Annotated in this window: 16 protein-coding genes; 8 read left to right on the forward strand and 8 right to left on the reverse strand. The window is 70.5% G+C overall.

The genetic code is table 11. The features are described from left to right. Together eccB and eccD are read right to left on the reverse strand one after the other, a co-directional pair. On the reverse strand, positions 1–987 hold a 987-nt coding region (eccB, locus tag CM1CMNOD_RS06295; protein WP_131773894.1), incomplete at its 3' end, for a type VII secretion protein EccB. Between the two features lie 9 nt (positions 988–996). Next, complete coding sequence (gene eccD, locus CM1CMNOD_RS06300) at positions 997–2,406, reverse strand: type VII secretion integral membrane protein EccD (RefSeq protein ID WP_013872838.1); 1,410 nt, start codon at positions 2,404–2,406, stop codon at positions 997–999. Positions 2,407–2,579: 173 nt separating this feature from the next. On the opposite strand from eccD, the gene CM1CMNOD_RS06305 reads away from it, so the two are divergent. Beyond that, positions 2,580–6,542 (forward strand): type VII secretion protein EccC, encoded by a 3,963-nt coding sequence (locus CM1CMNOD_RS06305; protein WP_013872839.1) that lies wholly within the window; start codon positions 2,580–2,582, stop codon positions 6,540–6,542. Between the two features lie 7 nt (positions 6,543–6,549). On the opposite strand, the gene CM1CMNOD_RS06310 is transcribed toward CM1CMNOD_RS06305, so the two are convergent. The 5 genes from CM1CMNOD_RS06310 to CM1CMNOD_RS06330 form a co-directional block, all read right to left on the reverse strand. Continuing rightward, positions 6,550–7,491, reverse strand: coding sequence for a hypothetical protein (locus CM1CMNOD_RS06310; protein WP_131772306.1), 942 nt, complete (start codon positions 7,489–7,491; stop codon positions 6,550–6,552). A gap of 266 nt (positions 7,492–7,757) precedes the next feature. Continuing rightward, on the reverse strand, positions 7,758–7,967 hold the full coding sequence (locus CM1CMNOD_RS06315; RefSeq protein WP_131792611.1) for a hypothetical protein: 210 nt from the start codon (positions 7,965–7,967) through the stop codon (positions 7,758–7,760). 5 nt (positions 7,968–7,972) lie between these two features. Beyond that, a complete protein-coding gene (locus CM1CMNOD_RS06320) occupies positions 7,973–8,545 on the reverse strand; it encodes a type VII secretion protein EccE (protein ID WP_083828179.1) in 573 nt (190 codons plus the stop codon). Between the two features lie 655 nt (positions 8,546–9,200). Next, positions 9,201–9,533, reverse strand: a complete 333-nt coding sequence (locus CM1CMNOD_RS06325) for a hypothetical protein (protein ID WP_043603130.1) — start codon at positions 9,531–9,533, stop codon at positions 9,201–9,203. 3 nt (positions 9,534–9,536) lie between these two features. Beyond that, positions 9,537–9,809: a YncE family protein gene (locus CM1CMNOD_RS06330; protein WP_131769747.1), complete on the reverse strand. Its 273-nt coding sequence runs from the start codon at positions 9,807–9,809 to the stop codon at positions 9,537–9,539. Between the two features lie 518 nt (positions 9,810–10,327). Between CM1CMNOD_RS06330 and CM1CMNOD_RS06335 the strand changes: the two genes are divergently transcribed. The 7 genes from CM1CMNOD_RS06335 (at position 10,328) to mscL (ending at position 17,608) form a co-directional block, all read left to right on the forward strand. Further along, positions 10,328–11,002, forward strand: coding sequence for a RibD family protein (locus CM1CMNOD_RS06335; RefSeq protein ID WP_013872841.1), 675 nt, complete (start codon positions 10,328–10,330; stop codon positions 11,000–11,002). Positions 11,003–11,325: 323 nt separating this feature from the next. Next, positions 11,326–12,495 (forward strand): branched-chain amino acid ABC transporter substrate-binding protein, encoded by a 1,170-nt coding sequence (locus tag CM1CMNOD_RS06340; protein WP_013872842.1) that lies wholly within the window; start codon positions 11,326–11,328, stop codon positions 12,493–12,495. A 58-nt stretch (positions 12,496–12,553) separates the two neighbouring features. Further along, positions 12,554–13,483 carry a branched-chain amino acid ABC transporter permease gene (locus tag CM1CMNOD_RS06345; protein WP_013872843.1) on the forward strand — a complete coding sequence of 310 codons (930 nt, stop codon included), beginning with the start codon at positions 12,554–12,556 and terminating at the stop codon, positions 13,481–13,483. Between the two features lie 326 nt (positions 13,484–13,809). After that, entirely contained in the window at positions 13,810–15,213 is a 1,404-nt protein-coding gene (locus tag CM1CMNOD_RS06350) for a branched-chain amino acid ABC transporter permease (protein ID WP_013872844.1), read from the forward strand. A gap of 160 nt (positions 15,214–15,373) precedes the next feature. Further along, complete coding sequence (locus CM1CMNOD_RS06355; RefSeq protein WP_131773895.1) at positions 15,374–16,237, forward strand: ABC transporter ATP-binding protein; 864 nt, start codon at positions 15,374–15,376, stop codon at positions 16,235–16,237. Next, positions 16,237–16,953 (forward strand): ABC transporter ATP-binding protein, encoded by a 717-nt coding sequence (locus CM1CMNOD_RS06360; protein ID WP_013872847.1) that lies wholly within the window; start codon positions 16,237–16,239, stop codon positions 16,951–16,953. Before CM1CMNOD_RS06355 ends, CM1CMNOD_RS06360 begins: the two co-directional genes overlap by 1 nt. Positions 16,954–17,110: 157 nt before the next feature. Continuing rightward, positions 17,111–17,608: a large conductance mechanosensitive channel protein MscL gene (mscL, locus tag CM1CMNOD_RS06365; RefSeq protein ID WP_013872848.1), complete on the forward strand. Its 498-nt coding sequence runs from the start codon at positions 17,111–17,113 to the stop codon at positions 17,606–17,608. Positions 17,609–17,821: 213 nt separating this feature from the next. Here the strand turns inward: mscL and CM1CMNOD_RS06370 are convergent, their stop codons facing one another. Then, positions 17,822–19,246 carry an ATP-binding protein gene (locus CM1CMNOD_RS06370; protein ID WP_013872849.1) on the reverse strand — a complete coding sequence of 475 codons (1,425 nt, stop codon included), beginning with the start codon at positions 19,244–19,246 and terminating at the stop codon, positions 17,822–17,824. Between the last annotated feature and the right edge of the window lie 107 nt (positions 19,247–19,353).

Below are 19,353 nucleotides of genomic sequence, written 5' to 3' on the forward strand. Positions count from 1 at the left end.
GGGTGGCGCCGCCTGCCCGCTGGGCCGGCTCAGCCGGCTGCTCGTGGCCGCGGATGTCGCTTCGGACACCGAGATCCGCGTCGGCGGTGCCGGCGACCATACGCTGGCGATGGCCTGCTGCAGCGGGGTGATCGCGGCGATGCCGTCGTCGAAGACCAGGTAGTACTGCGGACCGGAGCCGGTCTCGGCGACCAGCAGCTCACCGATGGTGTGGCCGGGTACCGCCGGGGACGGGCGGCCGCGCCCGTTGACCGCGATCGGGCCGATGCCGGCCCCGGCGGGCAGCGCGTTCAGCCACGAGGTCCCGGCCGGTACCGCGGTGACCAGCGCCCCGAACAGCGCCGGCACCACCCTGTCCGTGTCCGTCAGCTGGTAGCGGTGCTCGCTCCAGACGAGGTACATGGTGCCCGTCACCGTGTCCTTGACCAGCATGCCTTCGTCGGCGGCCAGTCTGCGACCGCCGGTGGGAGCGCTGGCCACCGCAAGCGTCACCGTGCTGGCGGCCCTGCCGGAGGAGTCCGTCCCGGACGCGGTGCACAGCGTCCACGGCAGGCCGACCCGGTTGCCCGCGGCGGGCAGTGAGTCGGGCGCGCCGGGAATGCCGATCGCGACCCTGCGCGGGACGAGGGCCAGTGACCTGCTCGCTATCCGGTGGACGCGCGGGTTCGGCGTCCCGGCCGCGAGCATTGCGGACGCGAGGTTGAGCGTGGGGTTCAGCCCGCCGGAGGAGTACACGAAGCTGGCGCCGGTCTCCTTCTCGACCACGACCGAGCCGTCGGTTTTCCAGGCACCGTTGTCAGTCTTGGTGAGGATGCCGTAGACACCGAAGCCCGTGGCCGCGACCACCGCGATCATCACCCCGCCGAAGACCGCGCCGACGCCCCGGCGCAGCGGGGTCTGCTGCGGGTCGGTCTCCCGCATGACGAACGCGGAGATCACCCGTTGGGTCAGGAACTGGTACGACTGGAGCTGGTCACGCCGTGTCACCGCGCTGTCTCACCCCCCGGCCGACGCGAACAGCCCCTGGATCGAGCCGAACATCCCCATGACGGCGCAGGTCAGCGGGATCAGCGCCATGATGGCGAGCACGTCGGCGATGTCGGCGATGCGGCCCAGATAGGGCGAGGGCCGGCGCCGGCTGAACAGGAGCGCGGCCCCGAACACGGCCGCGGCGGCGACCATCAGCACCAGCACGTACAGCAGCCGAGATCCGCCGCGGTCGGTCTCCAGGTCGGCGCTGAAGAGCAGCAGCCCGAGCCCGGCTGTCCCGCTGACGAGCAGCGGGATCCGCTGCCGCAGCGTGCGGAACAGCCGGCCGCGCAGCAGCAGGGCACAGGCCCCGGATACGATGAGCAACGCGCTGGTTACGGTCCGGTCGACGGCCAGCAGGAACGCCATGGCGGCGACGCTTACGAGGGCGGTCGCCAGCAGCATGCCGGAAAGCAGCTCGTGGGCGCGCGCCACGGAGGCGAAGACATCCGTGCGCCTGGGCACCGGCCGGTCCTCGAGGATCCCTTCGGGCCGGTCGGGCAGCTCGGGTGCGGGCAGCCGGCCGATCCAACTCGCGATCAGTGGATACCCGGACAGCATGCCGATGGCAACCGTCAGGGTGACCGCCGCGGCCCCCGCCGCGGACATGCCGGCGAGGCACGACAGGGCGGCGAGCAACCCGGCGATGCCGGCGGCCAGGCCGGCTGTGAACAGTGACTGGAGCGCGGCGACACCGGTGTAGCCGGCGACGCTGAAAACCAGCAGTGCGGCCGAGCCGAGGAGGAGGCTGGGCGCGCCCAGGTGGGTCAGCGTGACGTCGGCCGGCGTGGCGATCAACGCGCCGCCGAGCAGGGCATAGGGCAGGCCGGACGCGGCCGCCGCGGCGCCGGCGGTGGCGTCGGCGAAGGTACGGGCCGCGACGACGCCGACGATCGCGAGCAGCGCGGCCAGGCTGATCGCCAGCCCGGCCGGCAGCGGCCAGGGTGGGCCGGACAGCGCCACCGCGGCCACGCCCAGCCCGAGCACGCCGCTGGCGACGGCGAGCCCGCACCGGCGGGTGGCGGCGTTGCCCCATGAGCGGCCGCTCCGCCGGGAGCTGCTCGCGATCACTTCGGCCACGTCGTCGTAGGCGAGCTCGGGCCAGTCGAGCTGGCGTGGCGCGAGCTGGAGAACCTCGCCGTCGCGCACCCCCTGCGCGGCAAGGTTGCGGGTCGGCTCCAGGGCCGTGCCGGTGGCCCGGCGCAACACCCAGCCGCCGTGCCGCTCGCCCTCGTCGCCGAGGTCGTCGCCGGCGTGGCGCAGCAGGTGGGGGAGCAGCTCCCCCACGATCATGTTGTCGGGTAACGCGACGTCCATGCGGCGCTCCGGCGCGGCGACGGTCACCCTGGCCAGGCTCAGGCCGCCTGGGGCCGTCACGCGCTGCCCACGCGCAGTCGTGGGTGCGGCGAGCGATTTCGCGGGGTGCTCACGGTCCGCGCACCTCCCAATGCGTGTCGACCCCGAGGACTCAACGTAGCATTTCGGTCTGATCGGGCAACTGCCGCGGTCTATAGGATCTGATCCGCCGGTTCGGGGAGGAGGGCAGCGGCGTGACATCGGTGGTCGTCAAACGTCCGCCGCGACGCCTGGCGCCGGCCCTCCCGAGCGGCGAGCTGCTGCTCGACCCGCCGCCGGAGGTGCCGACCACCACCGGCAGGACATGGCAGCGGATGCTGATGATCCTGCCCATGGCGGCCGGTGCAGCGGCCATGGGGCTGATGATGGGCGTCCAGCGCGGCGGGCCGCTGACATACGTGGCCGGTGGCATGTACGGGGTGTCGATCCTCGGCATGATCGCCATGATGGCCATGCAGCAGACCGGGCCGGGCAAGCGCGAGATGATCGAGGCGCGTCGCCAGTACATGCGCCGGCTCAGCCAGTTGCGCGCTCAGGTGCGTAACACGATCCGGCAGCAACGCGAGGCGATCCACTACCGGCATCCCGACCCGTCCGTCCTGTGGTCGACGGCGATGAGCGGACGGCTGTGGGAGCGCCGGCGCGGCGACGTGGACTTCACGGTGGTACGCATCGGCCTGGGCTCCCAGGAGGTCGCGACCCCGTTGGTGCCGCCGCAGACCCGACCGGTCGACGAGCTGGAGCTGCTGTGCGCGATGGCCCTGCGGAAGTTCGTCGCCACCTATTCGGTCGTACCGGACCTGCCGGTCTCGATCGCGTTGCGCGACTTCTCCCACGTCTACCTGCGCGGCCCGGACGAGGACGCGGTGCGCGACCTGGTCCGGGCGCTGCTGGCCCAGCTCGTCACCTTCCATGCCCCGGACGACCTGCTGGTCGGTCTGTCCGTGGCCGACCACCTGCGTCGCACGCAGTGGGAGTGGGCGAAGTGGCTGCCGCACGCCGGGCATCCGACCAAGGCGGACGCGGTCGGCCCGGTCCGGCTCATCGCGCCGGCTGTCACGGCGCTGGAGGCCATGCTCGACGACGTGCTGGCCAACCGGCCGAGGTTCGACCCGGCCGCGCCCGGGTCCTTCGCCGGGCCGCAGGTGGTCGTGGTCATCGACGGTGGCTCTACCGCCGGGTCGGACCACCTCATGACCGACGGCGGCGTGGCCGGGGTCACCATCCTCGACCTGTCCAACCCGCCGCTCCGGCTGCTGGACGGCACCACCGTGGTGCTTGACATCGCCGAGGACGGCTCGATCTCGGGCACCACCATGGACGGGACGATCCAGGTGGGGCGGGCCGACCGGCTTGACCCGGCACAGGCGGAGGTGCTGGCGCGCGGGCTGGCACCGCTGCGGCTGTCCGTCACGTCGGTCACCGAGCAGTCCGCGGTGGTGGCCGACCTCGGCCTTGCCGAGCTGCTCGAGTTCGGCGATCCTGACGAGCTCGACCTGGCACGGATGTGGGTGAGCCGGCCCAACCGGGACCGGCTCCGGCTGCGCTTCGGCGTCGGTCTCGACGGGCGCCCGATCGAGCTCGACCTCAAGGAGTCCGCGCAGGACGGTATGGGCCCGCACGGCCTGCTCGTCGGGGCGACCGGGTCGGGCAAGAGCGAACTGCTACGCACGCTGGTGCTGGCGCTGGCTGTCACGCACAGCTCCGAGATCCTCAACTTCGTCCTGGTCGACTTCAAGGGTGGTGCCACTTTCGCCAGGCTGGACCGCCTGCCGCACACCAGCGCGGTGATCACCAACCTGGCCGACGAACTGTCCCTGGTGGACCGGATGCACGGCGCGATCTCGGGCGAACTGGTCCGGCGCCAGGAGCTGCTGCGCCGGGCCGGCAACTACGCCTCGCAGCGGGACTACGAGCGGGCGCGGGCCGCTGGCGTGCCGCTGGCGCCGCTGCCCAGCCTGCTGATCGTCGTCGACGAGTTCAGCGAACTGCTCACCACACGCCCCGACTTCATCGACATGTTCGTCCAGATCGGACGGGTGGGCCGGTCGCTGGGCGTCCACCTGCTGCTGGCCTCGCAGCGGCTTGAGGAGGGCCGGCTGCGCGGGCTGGAGACACACCTGTCCTACCGGCTCGGCCTGCGGACGTTCTCGTCCATGGAAAGCCGGGTGGTGCTCGGGGTGCCTGACGCCTACGAGCTGCCGCGTTCGCCCGGGCACGGCTACCTGAGAACCGGCACCGAGGAGCTCGTCCGGTTCAAGGCGGCGTACGTGTCGGGTGTGTACCGCCGGGACGGCGTGGTGCCCACGAGCGGCGGTCGGCCGGTGGACCCGGTGCGGGAGTTCTCCACCTACTATGTGGCCCCGCCGCACACCGACCAGCCGGCCGAGCCGGCGACGGAGCAGGAGGAGCCCGTCGGTGGCGAGACGTTACTGGATGTGCTGGTGCGGCGGATAGAGGGCCAGGGCCCGCCGGCCCACCAGGTCTGGCTGCCGCCGCTGGCCGAGCCGCCCACGCTCGACCAGCTTCTGCCCCGGCTCGTGCGCTCGCCGGAGCGCGGCCTCACCGTCGACGACGTCGGGACGCACGGCAGCCTGCACGGCGTGGTCGGCGTCGTGGACAAGCCTTTCGAGCAGGTCCGCGACCCGATGTGGCTGGACCTGTCCGGCAGTGCGGGCAACGTCATGGTGGTGGGTGCCCCGGTCACCGGCAAGAGCACCTTCCTGCGTACGCTTGTGTGCGGCCTGGCGCTCACGCACACCCCGGCCGAGGCCCAGTTCTACTGCCTCGACTTCGGCGGTGGCGCCCTGACCGCGTTGGTCAACCTGCCGCACGTGGGCGCGGTGGCCACCCGGCGTGACGCCGACAAGGTCCGCCGCACCGTCGCCGAGCTGTACGGGCTGATGCAGGCCCGGGAGGCGCTGTTCGCCGGCGAGGGCGTGGAAGGCATCGCCGCGTACCGGCGGGCCAGGCGCGCCGGGCAGCTCGGGGCACAGGACCCGTTCGGCGACGTCTTCCTGGTCGTGGACGGTTGGGCCACCCTGCGCGGCGAGTTCGAAGATCTCGATCCGGTGGTCTCCGAGCTGGCCAACCGGGGTCTCGGCTACGGCATCCACATCCTCGCCGCCGCCAACCGCTGGATGGACGTCCGGGCCGCGGTGCGGGACATGTTCGCCACCAGGGTGGAGCTGCGCCTGGGTGACCCTGCCGATTCGATGGTCAACCGCCGTGCCGCGGTGAACGTGCCGGAGCAGAAGCCGGGCCGGGGTCTGACACCCGACGGCTTCCACTTCCAGGCCGGGCTGCCCCGCATCGACGGTGCGCAACGAGTCGACGACCTGGCTGACGGCGTGGCCGAGTTCGTCACGCACGTGCGGACGTACTGGACCGGGGCACCGGCGCCCCGGGTCCGGCTGCTGCCCGACGAGCTGCCCCACGAGTCTCTGCCCGAACCCAGGGGTGGGAAGATCCCGATCGGTATCGCCGAAACCGACCTGCAGCCCGTGTTCGTCGACTTCGACGCGGACCCGCACCTGATCCTCCTCGGCGACGTCGAGTGCGGAAAGAGCTCGTTCCTGCGCGGCCTCGCCCGCAGCATCACCCGGGCCTACGAGCCGGCCCAGGCCCGCATCATCCTGGTCGACCTGCGACGCAGCCTGCTCGGCTGCGTCGACACCGAGCACCTCATCGGCACCGGCACGTCCCAGCAGGTCACCGCGGACCTCATCGGGCAGGTCACCACGGTGATGAAGGAGCGGCTGCCCGGCCCGGACGTGACACCGGAACAACTGCGCAACCGGAGCTGGTGGAAGGGTCCCGAGCTCTATCTCCTGGTCGACGACTACGACCTGGTGGCTGGCGGCGTGATGAACCCGGTGGCGCAGCTTCTCGAGTTCCTGCCGCAGGCGCGCGACATCGGGCTGCACCTGGTGCTGACAAGGCGGATCGGCGGCGCCGGGCGGGCCATGTTCGACCCGGTGATCTCCAGGATCCGGGAGCTCGCCTCGCCCGGCATCATGATGTCCGGTCCGAAGGAGGAGGGGGCGCTGTTCGGCACGATGAAACCGCAGCCTCTGCCGCCCGGGCGAGGATGGCTTGTCACCCGCCGCCACGGCGCCCGCCTCATCCAGATGCCCTGGACGCCCCCGGTGCAGTGATGTTCCGTTACGGAACGGTCCGGTGCCCCGGGCGGCTCGACGGCCCGCCCGTGTACCCGCGTTCCACGTCGGTCTGTCTGAGCCACACCTGACAGTCGGCTCCGTCACCAACCAGTGTGACCATGTCGTCCGTCATCGACTGCAGGGCCTGGATGGCATGTCCGGGTAGCCGCAGAGCGCCACCGACCAACGCCGACTCGACGGCGCCGAGTCGTTGCAGCGCCACCAGGTGGCTTTCCCGCACCAGAGGGCCAACGCCAACGCGATCATGTTCTTTTCGCGGTGCCGGAGGCGCGGGTTCCCGGGGAACCGAGGGAATCCCGGACCGGTCGAATTGCCGCAGGATGGTGAACTGTGTCTGCCACGGACCCAGCTGAGGGGGTGTGCTCGCTCTCATCGTGCCGAGATCGTGGACAAGCAGTACCGGCCGTTGCGCCGTGGCGGTCGGCGCGAGCGGCTGCTCGGTCGTCAGCACGCTGAGGAGGTCGTCGCGACCGGTCGCGCGCTCGCTGAAATCGTCCCATTCCCGGGGTTCGGTGGTCATCACGGTCACCCGCGCACCGAACGCGAGCGCCCGGAACACGATCAGCCTGCCGGCCCAGGCGCCGCCGACGAGCGTCACCCTGGTCGGCTCTGGGCGGAAGAAACGCACCCGTACCGGCCGCTGGTCCCGGTCGGCACCGATGATCAGCCCGACGGCCGGCGAGGTGACGCCCAGCCGGGCGAGCGCCGGCCCGGACGCGGTGTGCGAGCCGATGCGCAGCCGGACCAGCCGCCCGGTGCGACCGCGGGGCCCGTGCCCGTCCGGCGGGGTGCCGTTCGGAGGACGGCGGCCGTCATGGACGGTGTCCCCCCGGGCTGTGCCGGGGGCGGCCCTCGCCTCGGCCGCGGTGTGTGTCGCGGCCTGGGTCGCGGCGTCCTGGGCAGCCGTGCCCTGAGCCTGGGCCATTGTGGCGTGTGTGGTCGTGGCCCCGGCGGCCCCGGCGGCCCCGGCGGCCCCGGCGGCTGCGGAGGCCGGCCGAGCGGGTGTGGCGGCCTGGCCGGAGGCCTGCGCATCCTGGCCTGGAGTTCGCCTGATCGCCGGTTCCCGTGGGCCGGGTTGCGCCTGTGCGCCCAGCGCCGCCGGCACCGGCGTGGAGCGGTGCTCCGCGCCGGCTTCGCCATCCGGTGCCGGTTCCCCCGTGGTTGCACTGTGTGTACCCTGCCCGGAGGCGGTCATCGCACACCACCCCCGGTGGGGGCTGACGCGTAGACCGCCGGCGCCTGCTCGCCGTCGAGCGGGAAGAGGTCGGCGTGTGCCTGTGCGGCGATGTTCATGATCTCCTGACAGGTTCGGTCGAGATCGGCGGCCGGTGCCGCCACGCGAACCAGGCAGCGCAGGTCGATCAGATCGTTGTTGTCGTTCGGCGCCATGATCAGTGCCACGTTGGTCACGGCGGTGGGCGCGGCGGCCAGTCGGTCCAGGAGCGCGGCGGCGTCCTGTACCGGCGGCCAGCTCCGGATCCAGAAACAGCGGTGGGCCAGCCGGGACGAGTGCCAGGCGGTCCACTTCTCCCTGCGCGCGGCAGGTGCGCCCCCCGCGCCGTAAGGTCCAGATCGCAGGATCGCGCCAGCGCGTCCACCAGGCCGGCGGTGTCGAGCACCTGGCACGGGAAGCCCGCCCGACGCAACGACTTGACGGCGCCGCGGAGCAGGGCCGCCACGACCGTGGGTGCCGCATCCTGATCGGTATCGAGGTCGGCGCCGGCTTCAGCCAGCGCCCGCGTGTCCAGCCGGACCGTGATCCAGGTGACCGCGTCCAGGGGAACCGGCGCCCCGCCGAACCCGGCGAGGAGCTGGCGGTACGACCGGTCCGCCGGGGACGCGGGATGGGTGTCGAGCCCCGGCACCGGTACCGTGTGCCGGACGACCTGTAGCACGACACCTGGTTGGTGCGTGTCCGCGAGCGCGGTTGCCAGGACCTCCAGGGGCAGGCGTCCGCCCGGATCGTCACATATGGACATGCCCGTGGTGTGGGGGCGGCCACCGCGAACCAGCCGGCGCCGTCCTGCGCGACGCCCACCTGTGTGCCGTCCCCGGTGGATACGTTTTCGACGGTCAGGCCCGGGGCCAGCACTGACAGGGCGGCCAGGCGCGGGTCGTCGGAGTGCCGGGCCGGGCCCGCGCGCCTGCGCCGGTTGTACCGCATGATCATCAGGCGGTGTTCCAGCCACCACCGGCCGTTGCGCCGTCCCAGTGTCACGAGCAGGAGCGCGGTCGCGCCCGCGCCGGCGGCGATGATGGCCACGGTGCCGCGGGTAAGCGTCGCCAGGATGGCTATGACCGCTGTCTCGGCCAGCAACAGCTGCATGATGTGGACCGGGCCGAGATAGCCGGGTCGCCGGCGGGGTAGAAGAGTCACCGGACCGGATGGTTCATTGTCCGTGGTGATCCGCTCGGCCCGGCGCATCTGCTGCCGCGAGTCGGTCATGCTCGGTCAATCCTCCTGACTGTCCTGCCGTCCACTGGTTGCTGTGGCTCTGGTTACCGGGGCCCGCTGCGCACCGTTCATCACCCCGTTCATCATAGGAACGCCGGTCGTGCCGCCGGGAGCCCGTGGGTCATGAAGCCGTCGGGTCCGTGATGGCGTGCGGGACCATGCGCTCGCCAGCCAGGCTTTCAGTTTCCCGCCGGCACCGGGGATGGCCGGGACAACGCCGGAAAGACGGGCGGTGGCGGTGCCGCGGGAAGGCTCGGGCAGACCCGGTCGAAGGGGACACCGGGAGCCATGGCCGACCACTGCGCCCGGGTCGGGTTGGCCCCGGCCAGGCGGCAGGCGCGGGCCACCGGATCCGTCACCGCGGCACGCAGCGGGGCAATGTCCCAGTTGACCACATTGCCGTACTCGTCATATGTGATCAGTGTGTCGCCGGTTTCAGGGAATGCCACACCACGCGGATAGGCGGGTAGGGTCACCGCCGTGACCCGGTGGGGTGCGGCAGTGATCGTCACGTCCTACAGCACTATTCCGTTGCCGCCATCGGATATGGCGAGGAGCCGTCCGTCCGGGCTGAACGCGATGACGGGTGGCATCGTGTTCGTGCTGATTTTCGCCTGAAATCTCGGCCTGCTGGGGGAAGACACGTCGAACAGGTAGGAGTTCTCGAAATCGGCGACCATCAGGGTGTTTCCGTCCGGGGAGAGACGGGCGGTGTCGAAGACACGCAGGGTGGGCCACTCCGGATCCGTGAGAGTGCTCAGCAGCTTCGGACGGCGGGGATCGGTCACGTCGTACAACTGCCCGCCGCACACGAGAACGCGTCCCCGCGGCCTGAACGCCGTGCAGTTCCCAGCCTGTTTCGGAGCGAAGGAGAAGAGGCGGACGGGATGGCCGTGGTCGGAGATGTCCCAGATGGTCGTTGACGGTGGTGGCCACCGACGGCAGATCCGGCAGCCCCGAGGCGCCGGTGTGACGGCTCGTCCCCACCAGCACCGCACGAGCCCCCGCCAGGTCACCCGGCGGTGGCCGTCGCGGTACCGCCATCGCGGTGCGTGCCCTTATCCGGCCGGCGCGGCGGGCAGGCCGTGCCGGCTCGCCCTGCGACGGCGCCAGGCTCCCAGCGGCTGGACGCTGCTACCCGTCCCGCCGCCGGCGTCCCGCAACGCGATGACGACTTCCGTGGTCCGTATCGTCCTTGGTCCATATTACCCTTTTTGCCTGCCACGAGGAGGAGTCAAGGCTATCCGGGCCCGGCGTGTGTAAGTTCAGTAACTTGGCGGGCCAAGACGAGCCTGGAGTATTGCGCGTGACCCAACGGCCGTACGTCCTGTTGTCGGTGGCCATGTCCGTGGACGGCTACATCGACGATGCCGGCGACCGGCGGCTGCTGCTGTCCAACGACGCCGACTTCGACCGGGTCGACGAGGTCCGGGCCGGTGTCGACGCCATCCTGGTGGGCGCCAACACCATCCGTCGCGACAACCCCCGGCTGCTGGTCCGCTCGGCGGCCCGCCGCGAGGAGCGGGTGGCCTGCGGCCTGCCGGAAAGCCCCGTCAAGGTCACCCTCACCGGCCTTGGCGACCTCGACCGCGGCGCCCGCTTCTTCACCACCGGGCAGGTCGAGAAGATCGTCTATGCCGCGTGCCCCGCGGCGGACAGGGCTCGCGAGCGGCTCGCCGGGGTGGCATCCGTCGTGGACGCCGGTGACCCGATCGACCTGAACGTCGTCCTGGCGGACCTTGCCGCGCGCGGCATACACCGGCTGATGGTCGAGGGCGGGAGTGCGATCCACACCCGGTTCCTCACCGCAGGGCTCGTCGACGAGATCCACCTGGTGATCGCGCCGTTCTTCGTCGGGGACCCCACCGCGCCCCGCTTCGTCGGCGACGGCGTCTTTCCCCGGCACGCCGGCCACCGGATGGAGCTGGCCGAGGCCCGCCCGCTCGGCGACGTCGTCCTCCTGCGCTACCTGCTCAACTGACGTCCCACCTGGTGGGGGTGTCCTCTGGTGGGATGGCCGGTGGCCGCGCGGGACCCGTTTCGGACTGTCCTGACCCAAGGTTGGTACGGCTATGCGGATAGTAGGTGCAAGCAGGATGACCGGTACCTTGGACGGCACGCAGGGTGCGCTTCCGACGCGTTCAGGAAGGGACTACGGTGCCGACATCCGGTGGGGATACGCGGATGTCGGTGGGGATGCGCGGATGAGTGCTGCTGGAGCCAGTAACACTCCATGATCGCGACCGTGTACGCCGTCCACGCACCGGTTCCGGAACACATAGCGGGACAGGTAGGAGGAGATGCATGACCAGGCGAAAACTCCTGGGAGCAGTTGCCCTAGCCGGCGTGGTGGCCCTGACCGCCGCGGCGTGCGGTAGCGATGACGCATCGTCATCGGATGGGAAGAAGTCGATTACTATCGGCTTCCAGGGAGTCCTTTCCGGTGACAGTCAGCAGCTTGGTATCAACGCCCTGTACGGGATGGAGACCGCCGTTGCCGAGGCGAACGCCGACCCGAGCCTGCCCTTCCAGGTGAAACTGGTGCAGTCCGACGACGCGGGGTTGCCGGACCAGGGCACGACCGCCGCGCAGAAACTCATCGACAACTCGGACGTCCTGGCGGTCGTCGGGCCGATGTTCTCCGGAGCCACCAAGGCCAGTGAACCGCTCTACTCGCAGGCCGGTCTGCTCTCGGTGAGCCCGTCGGCGACGAATCCGACGCTGACCGCGCTGGGCTTCAGGACCTTCTACCGGGTCATCGCCCCGGACACCGTCCAGGGCACGCAGGACGCCGCCTACATCGCCACCGTGCTGAAGGCGAAGAAGGTGTTCTCCCTCGACGACAAGAGCGACTACGGCACCGGCCTGTCCGCCGCGCTGGAAAAGGAACTGAAGGCCAGGGGGGTGACCGTGGTCCACGACGGCATCAACCCGACAAAGAACTACACCTCCGAGGCGACGAAGATTATCGCGGAGAATCCGGACGTCCTGTTCTATTCGGGCTATTACCCTGATCTCGCGCTGCTGTCCAGGGCACTGCACGACAAGGGCTTCAGAGGCATCACGGTGAGTGGTGACGGTTCGCTGGACGGCAAGTACGTTGAGCAGGCCGGTGCCGCGGCGGCCGAGGGCACCTACCTGACCTGCCCGTGCAGTGACGCGAACAGCGACCCGGACGCGGCGGCCTTCGTCGAGTCGTACAAGAAGATCAATGGTGGTGCCAGGCCCGGTACGTACTCCGGTGAGGCGTACGACGCGACCAATGCCCTCATCCAGGTCCTCAAGGGTCTCGGGGACAATCTGAGCCGGGAGTCGGTGGCGGAGGCCTTCGGGAAGGTCAACTACCAGGGTGTCACGAAGCTCGTCAAGTTCCAGCCGAACGGTGAGGTCGAAGGCGCGAACGACTTCATCTACCAGGTCAGGAACGGACAGATCACGGTTCTCGGCAACACCGCGGAACTGATCAAGTCCTGACGGGCTGTCCGGACGGTCCTCACGCCATGGCGAGGACACGACCACGACGAGGAGACGCATGGGTTTTGCCGACCAGTTCTGGCAGTTGACCGTCGACGGTCTCATGGTCGGCTCGCTGTACGCGGTCATCGCCCTGGGTTACACGCTTGTCTACGGCGTGCTCCAGTTGATCAATTTTGCCCACAGCGAGGTGTTCATGCTGGGGGCCTTCGGCGGGCTGTTCGCAGCCAGGGGCCTGCTGCCGGGCGGCGCCACGCCGTCCGGGCTGGCCTCGGTGGGCCTGGTCGCCGCCGGGCTCGCGGTGGGTGCCGCCGGCGGTGCCGCGGCGGCGTTCACTCTCGAACGGGTCGCCTACCGGCCGTTGCGTCGGCGGTCCGCGCCCAGGCTCGCGTACCTCATCAGCGCGATCGGCGCGTCGCTGTTCGCGGTGAACCTCGCCGGCAAGGAATTCGGCCGGCAGAACGTGCCGGTCCCCGACCTGTTCACCAACGGCACGCTCTTCCACCTCTTCGGCGCCCAGGTGTCCACCCTGACCGTCGTCGTCTTCGGCGCCGCGGTGGTGATGCTCGTCCTGCTGGACCGGCTGGTGGCGAAAAGCCGGCTCGGGCAGGGCATCAGAGCGGTCGCGCAGGACGCGGACACGGCCGTCCTGATGGGAGTGAACGTCGAAAGAGTGATCATCCTGACTTTCGTCATCGGCGGCCTGCTCGCCGGTGCCGGCGGATTCCTCTATGCCATGACCTTCAACGCCTCGTACAACATGGGTTTTGTGCCCGGGGTGAAGGCGTTCACCGCCGCGGTGCTCGGCGGCATCGGGAACGTCCGCGGCGCCATGCTCGGCGGCATCCTGCTCGGGCTGGTGGAAAGTTACGGCGGGTACGTCTTCCAGGCGTCCTACAAGGACGTGATTGCCTTTCTGGTGCTGGTCGGGATCCTCATGGTGCGTCCGTCGGGTCTGCTCGGCGTGCGATTGGGCAGGGCCGCGTGACCGCCCGCCCGCCGTCCCCGGCATCGCCCGAACCCTCCGCGTCGGCCTCGTCCACCCCTTCTTCCTCCTCGTCCGCTCCTTCTTCGCCGTCGCAGCCATCGGCGCAACCGGAGCCGTCGGAGTCGGCGCATCCGCCGATACAGCCGGAGCCGTCGGCCGCGCCGTGTCCGCCGGCGCGTTCGAACGCACCGGAACCGCCGGCCCAGCCAGTACCGCCGACGTCATCGCGCCCGCCGGAGCGGTCGGAGCCGCTGGAACCGCCGACACAGCCCGGGCCGTCGTCGCGGCCGGCACCGCGGCGGCAGCCGGAAGCCGCCTCCCGACCGGTGTCCCGTCCAGGCCTGATACCCAACCCGGCGGGCCCGGGTTCCTCCGAGCCCGTTCCCGCCGCGCCGGCGCGGGCCTTTCGGGGAGCCGCCGCCGGCGTGCTCACCCCGGCGCGGCTGCGGCAGCTCGGCGTGTGCCTCGCCCTCGGTGCCCTCGCCGCGGTGGTGACCGGGCCCAGCGGCGACTCCGTCCACCCGTTCCGCGCGCTGCGGCGCTCGGTGATCGACCCGCGTGTCGGGATCTTCATCGGCCTGGCGGTGGGGCTGTGGGTGCTGCTGATCGCCGCGGCGTGGCTACGCCCGCTGCTCGCCGAGGTGACAGCGGCGGCGCGAGCCCGCCGGCCCGTCGCGGCCACGCTCGGGTCGCCGCATGCCGCTATCGGCCTGAACGCGGTCCTGCTCGCCGCCGCGATCGCGGCACCGCTGCTCGTCTCGACGGCGGCGCAACAGTCGATGGTCAACGACATCGGTATCTACGCGCTGCTCGCGCTCGGGCTGAACGTCGTGGTCGGCTACGCGGGCCTGCTCGACCTCGGCTACATCGCGTTCTTCGCGATCGGCGCCTACGTGACCGCCTATTTCAGCTCGTCGTCGGCCATGCCGTGGCACGCGCCGTTCATCCTCAACCCGTTCTTCGTCTTCCCCATCGCGCTTCTGCTCGCCGCGCTCGCCGGCGTGATCCTCGGTGCGCCGACGCTGCGGCTGCGCGGTGACTACCTGGCGATCGTGACGCTGGGCTTCGGGGAGATCATCCAGTTGCTCGCGAACAACTCGGACGAGATCACGAACGGCTCGCGCGGGGTGTTCGGGGTGCCGCACCTGTCGGTCGACCTGCCAGGGATCCACTACCAGTGGGGGATCGACCCGCTCCCGTACTACTACCTGCTGCTCGGGATCGTGGCCATCGTCATGATCGCTTTCGGGCGGCTGGAACGGTCCCGGATCGGCCGGGCCTGGGCGGCGATCCGGGAGGACGAGATCGCCGCGGAGGCCACCGGCGTGCCGACCCTGCGGATGAAACTGCTCGCCTTCGCCATCGGGGCGTCGGTCTCCGGGTTCGCCGGCGTCCTGCTCGCCACCAAGCAGTTCTTCAACCCGCAGAGCTTCAGCCTGCAGCTGTCGTTCCTCGTGGTGGCAGTGGTCATCTTCGGTGGGATGGGCTCGCGGCTGGGCGCGGTGATGGGAGCCGTCGTTCTGCAGGGGTTGGCCTTCTACCTGCGTGACAAGGTTCCGCCGACGGACCGGTACATCTACTTCGGCGCGGTCATCATCGTAATGATGATTTTCCGCCCGCAGGGCCTGGTGCCGTCCCGCCGCAGGCGTCGGGAGATCGAGCTCGCCGGCAGCGCCGCCGGCGCCTCGGACCAGCTTGGCGCGGCCCCGATCGGAAGGACCATCACATGACCGCGCACGTCGACAACCCCGCGCCCCCGGGGAACCTCGTGTGTGTCGGCCGCTGTGCCGGCCGCGCCCTGTCCCCTCGTGTGGGGTCTCTTCGCGAGAACGCTGTGCGCCCCCGCGGGATCGTGCGTCACGGAGTCGTGCGCCCTGGAGGGGCCGCCGGATGACCACCGTCGCCGCGACCGGGCCGGCCGACGCCGGCACACCGGGCGAGCCACCGTCCGATCTGGTGCTCGAGGCCCGTGATCTGACGCTGCGCTTCGGCGGGGTCACCAGCCTCGACGGGGTCTCGCTGCGGCAGCGCCGGGGCGAGATCCTGGCCGTGATCGGGCCGAACGGAGCCGGGAAGACCTCCCTGTTCAACTGTTTCACCGGCGCGTACCGGCCGCAGCAGGGCTCGGTGACGTTCTGGCGGACGTCCCGCCGGCCGGCGCGGATCGTCGGACGCAGCCCACACGCCATCACCCACCTCGGGATCGCCCGGACCTTCCAGAACATCAGGCTCTTCCCCGCCCTGTCCGCGCTGGAGAACGTGCAGATCGGCACCGAGGCCCGGCAGCGGTACGGATCGCTCAGCGCGATCCTCGGGCTGCCCGGCGCGCGGCGGCAGGAACGGGCCGGGGTCAACCGGGCATTCGAGCTCCTCGACCTGGTCGGCCTGTCCCGGCGCGCGCACGACTTGGCCTCGTCACTGTCCCACGGCGAACAGCGCCGGCTGGAGATCGCCCGGGCGCTGGGCACCGACCCGCGGCTTCTTCTCCTGGACGAGCCCGCCGCCGGGACGAACCCCGCCGAGAAACGCGCTCTCGAGGCGCTGATCCGGCGGATCGCCGGGGACGGGGTCTCGGTCCTGCTGATCGAGCACGACATGCGGCTGGTGATGTCCGTCGCAGCCACCGTCGTGGTGCTGAACTTCGGCCGTGTCATCGCCGAGGGCAGCCCGGCCGAGGTCCAGCGTGACCCGGTGGTGATCGAGGCATACCTCGGTGTGGAGACCGGCGTGGATGCCGGCGGGGAGGCGGACTGATGCTGTTGGAGGTCGCCGACATCGAGGTCAGCTACGGCGCCGTACCGGCGTTGCGCGGCGTCCGGCTGAAGGTCGCCGAAGGCGAGATCGTGACGCTGCTCGGGGCGAACGGCGCCGGCAAGACGACCACCCTGCGATCGATCTCCGGGCTGCTCCGCCCCCGCCGCGGGGAGATCTACCTGGACGGCCGGCCGCTGTCGTCCATACCGGCGCACACCCTCGTCGGGCTGGGGGTCGGCCACGTCCCCGAGGGACGGCGGGTGTTCGCCGGCATGACCGTCCAGGAGAACCTGCTGATGGGCGCCTACCACGACCGGCGGCATGCGCGGGAGGACGCCGAACGGGTCTTCACCCTGTTCCCGCGGCTGGCCGAGCGGGCGTCCCAGCTGGGCGGCACCCTCTCCGGCGGGGAGCAGCAGATGCTGGCCATCGGCCGGGCGCTGATGAGCCGACCTCGGCTGATGCTGCTCGACGAACCCTCGATGGGGCTCGCCCCCCGGATCATCCAGACCATCTTCGACGTGATCGTCGAGATCAACAGGGCCGGTGTGGCCGTGCTGCTGGTGGAACAGAACGCGGTGCAGGCCCTGCGGATCGCGCACCGTGGCTACGTACTGGAAAACGGCCAGGTCGCCCTCACCGGCAGCGGCACCGACCTGCTCGCCGACGACCGCGTCCGCCAGGCATACCTCGGCGAGGACATCCCCATCGGATGACAGGCTCCGTATCGGCCCACTCCGTACAAGGGCCCACGGCACATCAGAGGCAGGCCGTTTTTCCCTGTAGGGCAGGGTTGTAACCTCCGTGGTACTGGGCACCTCCGGGCCAACCTGGACGCCCCACACAACTCGACCGGCCTCCTGGGGGACCTGCGTGAGCGCGTTGCGAGAAGCTGTCGACAAGGGCCGTGCGCCGACCCGACTGATCACCCCCGGGCTGAAGGGCTTCAAGGAGTTCCTGACCCGCGGCAACATCGTCGACCTCGCGGTCGCGGTCGTCATCGGTACCGCCTTCACCGCGGTGGTCACCTCGCTGGTGAAAAACCTGATCACCCCGCTGATCGCGGCCATCGGCGGGCAGCCGGACTTCTCCGCACTGACCTTCACCGTCAACGGCAGCCGGTTCAACTACGGCTCGTTCGTCAACGACGTGGTCTCATTCGTGATCGTCACGGCCGTGATCTATTTTCTCATCGTCCTCCCGCTTGCCAAGGCGAACGCGTTCCGCAAGCGGAACGGGCTGGCCGCGGAACCGGAGCCCACGCCGGTCAGCGACGACATCCGGCTGCTGACGGAGATCCGAGACCTGCTCGCCAGCTCCGCGGCGGCCACCGCCACGGCGCCCGCGCCCCGCACCCCCAACCAGAACTGACACATCCGGAGCCGGCACATCCAGAACCGGCGACAGCCAGCGGCAACACCGCTCGCCACACCCGGCCGGGCCGACCCGAAGGCCCGGCCGGCGGCGCGAGCCGGGGGTGCCTGTCATCGTGACGGGTTCCGCGAAACGGTAGCGTTCGAGCCCTGTGAACGGTAGCCCTCGGGGCCTGTAAACGATCAATTCTGCTGGGGTTGAGGTCGGGGCTCAGGTGTCGATCAGGTAGCAGAGGATTCCCGCGGGTATCGCCCAGGGTCCGTTCTCCTCCCGGGTGTCCAGGACGTTGCGGGTGACCATCAGCCCGCCGTATCCGGACGCGCTGATGGTGGCGGCCGCGCCTCGCCAGGAGCCGCCCTCGACGTACTTGCTCTCCACAGCGGTACCGGCAAGCTGTTCGGCGACGAAGTCAATCTCTCTGCGGGACGAGGTGCGCAGATGGAACAGGAACAGGTCTTCGGCCCATCCCGTCCCGTGAGCGTAGGCACAGCGTTGCAGGGCCAGGCCGGTCTGCATCTCGGCGAGCACCGGGATGTCGATATCGGATCGGGCGGGGTTGCGCAGATGGGCCAGGCGGGCGACCAGCGGGTCGATCGCGTACAGCTTGTCCTGGGCGCGTTCCCGTGCCGTCCAGGCGCGTTCCGCCTTCTGCGGGCAGTGCCAGAGCAGGTAGGCGTCGCCGAGATAACGGACGTGACGGGCCACCACGTCGTGTTTGAGATCCAGGTCGGCGCCGATCCGGCTCATGTTGGCGGGGGCCGCCATCGACTGCATGAGCCGTTCCATCAGGGCGGCGGTGCTGGTCTGGCTGAGCTGGGACGCGGCGAACGCGTCCCGGAACACGACGTTGAAGACGTCGTCGACGAACCAGGCGGGTACCGGTGTACCGGCGCGGGCCGCCGCCACGGCGATCGGGAACCCGCCGTACATCAGATAGGTCTCCCAGGCGATCACGAGATCGTCCAGCCAGGGCAGCAGTTCGGCGTACGCCGTACGGGCCGTGTCGCCGCGCAGGCGCGCGAGATCGACAGCGGGGACGTCCGGTAGGTGTGGTCGCAGCAGCCGCGCGAAGGTGCGGAATCCCAACGGGAGCAGGGCGCGGTCGCCGTGGTCGATCCGGCCGCGTCGGCCGGCGAGCACGCCCGAGGCGGCGGTCAGCCCGGCCGCGCTCGATCCGGTCAGCACCACGGTGGCCAGCGCGAACTCGGGGTCGTTGTCCCGCAGCCATTTGATCTGTGCCGCCCAGTCGCCGGCCGTCCCGGTGATCTCGTCGAACAGCCACCACCGCGCCGTGCCGGGCGGTACCGGTGGCAGTGCGGTGTTCTGGACGACCGTCCGCAGATCCTCCGCGGACCACGCGTCCGCCGCGATCCGCACGATCGCCTGTGGTGGTGTCCCGTGGCCGACCAGATCGACGATGGTCTGTTTCACGGCCACTGTCTTGCCTACTCGACGAGGTCCCCGCAGCAGGTAGAGACCTCCGTTGACCAGCCCGTCCAGGCATGGCGACCGGTATCCCAGGCCGGTGTCGCGTACCGCGCGCAGGTCCGGATCCGTCGCGGCCCAGTCGGCGCTGCGCCACCACGGATTCGTGCGGGCCAGCTCTTGGGCAACCTGGCCGATTTTTGTGCCCATGCGGCCAGTCTACATTCCTCCGTGTGGCACCATGAAGAATGCACCATTCCTCAGTGTGTCACGCGGAGGAGTGCGCTTCGAGGGTCTCTCGGGGCAGGGGGCTGGGG

The organism is Protofrankia symbiont of Coriaria myrtifolia (genome assembly GCF_900634755.1).
GTDB lineage: Bacteria > Actinomycetota > Actinomycetes > Frankiales > Frankiaceae > Protofrankia > Protofrankia coriariae.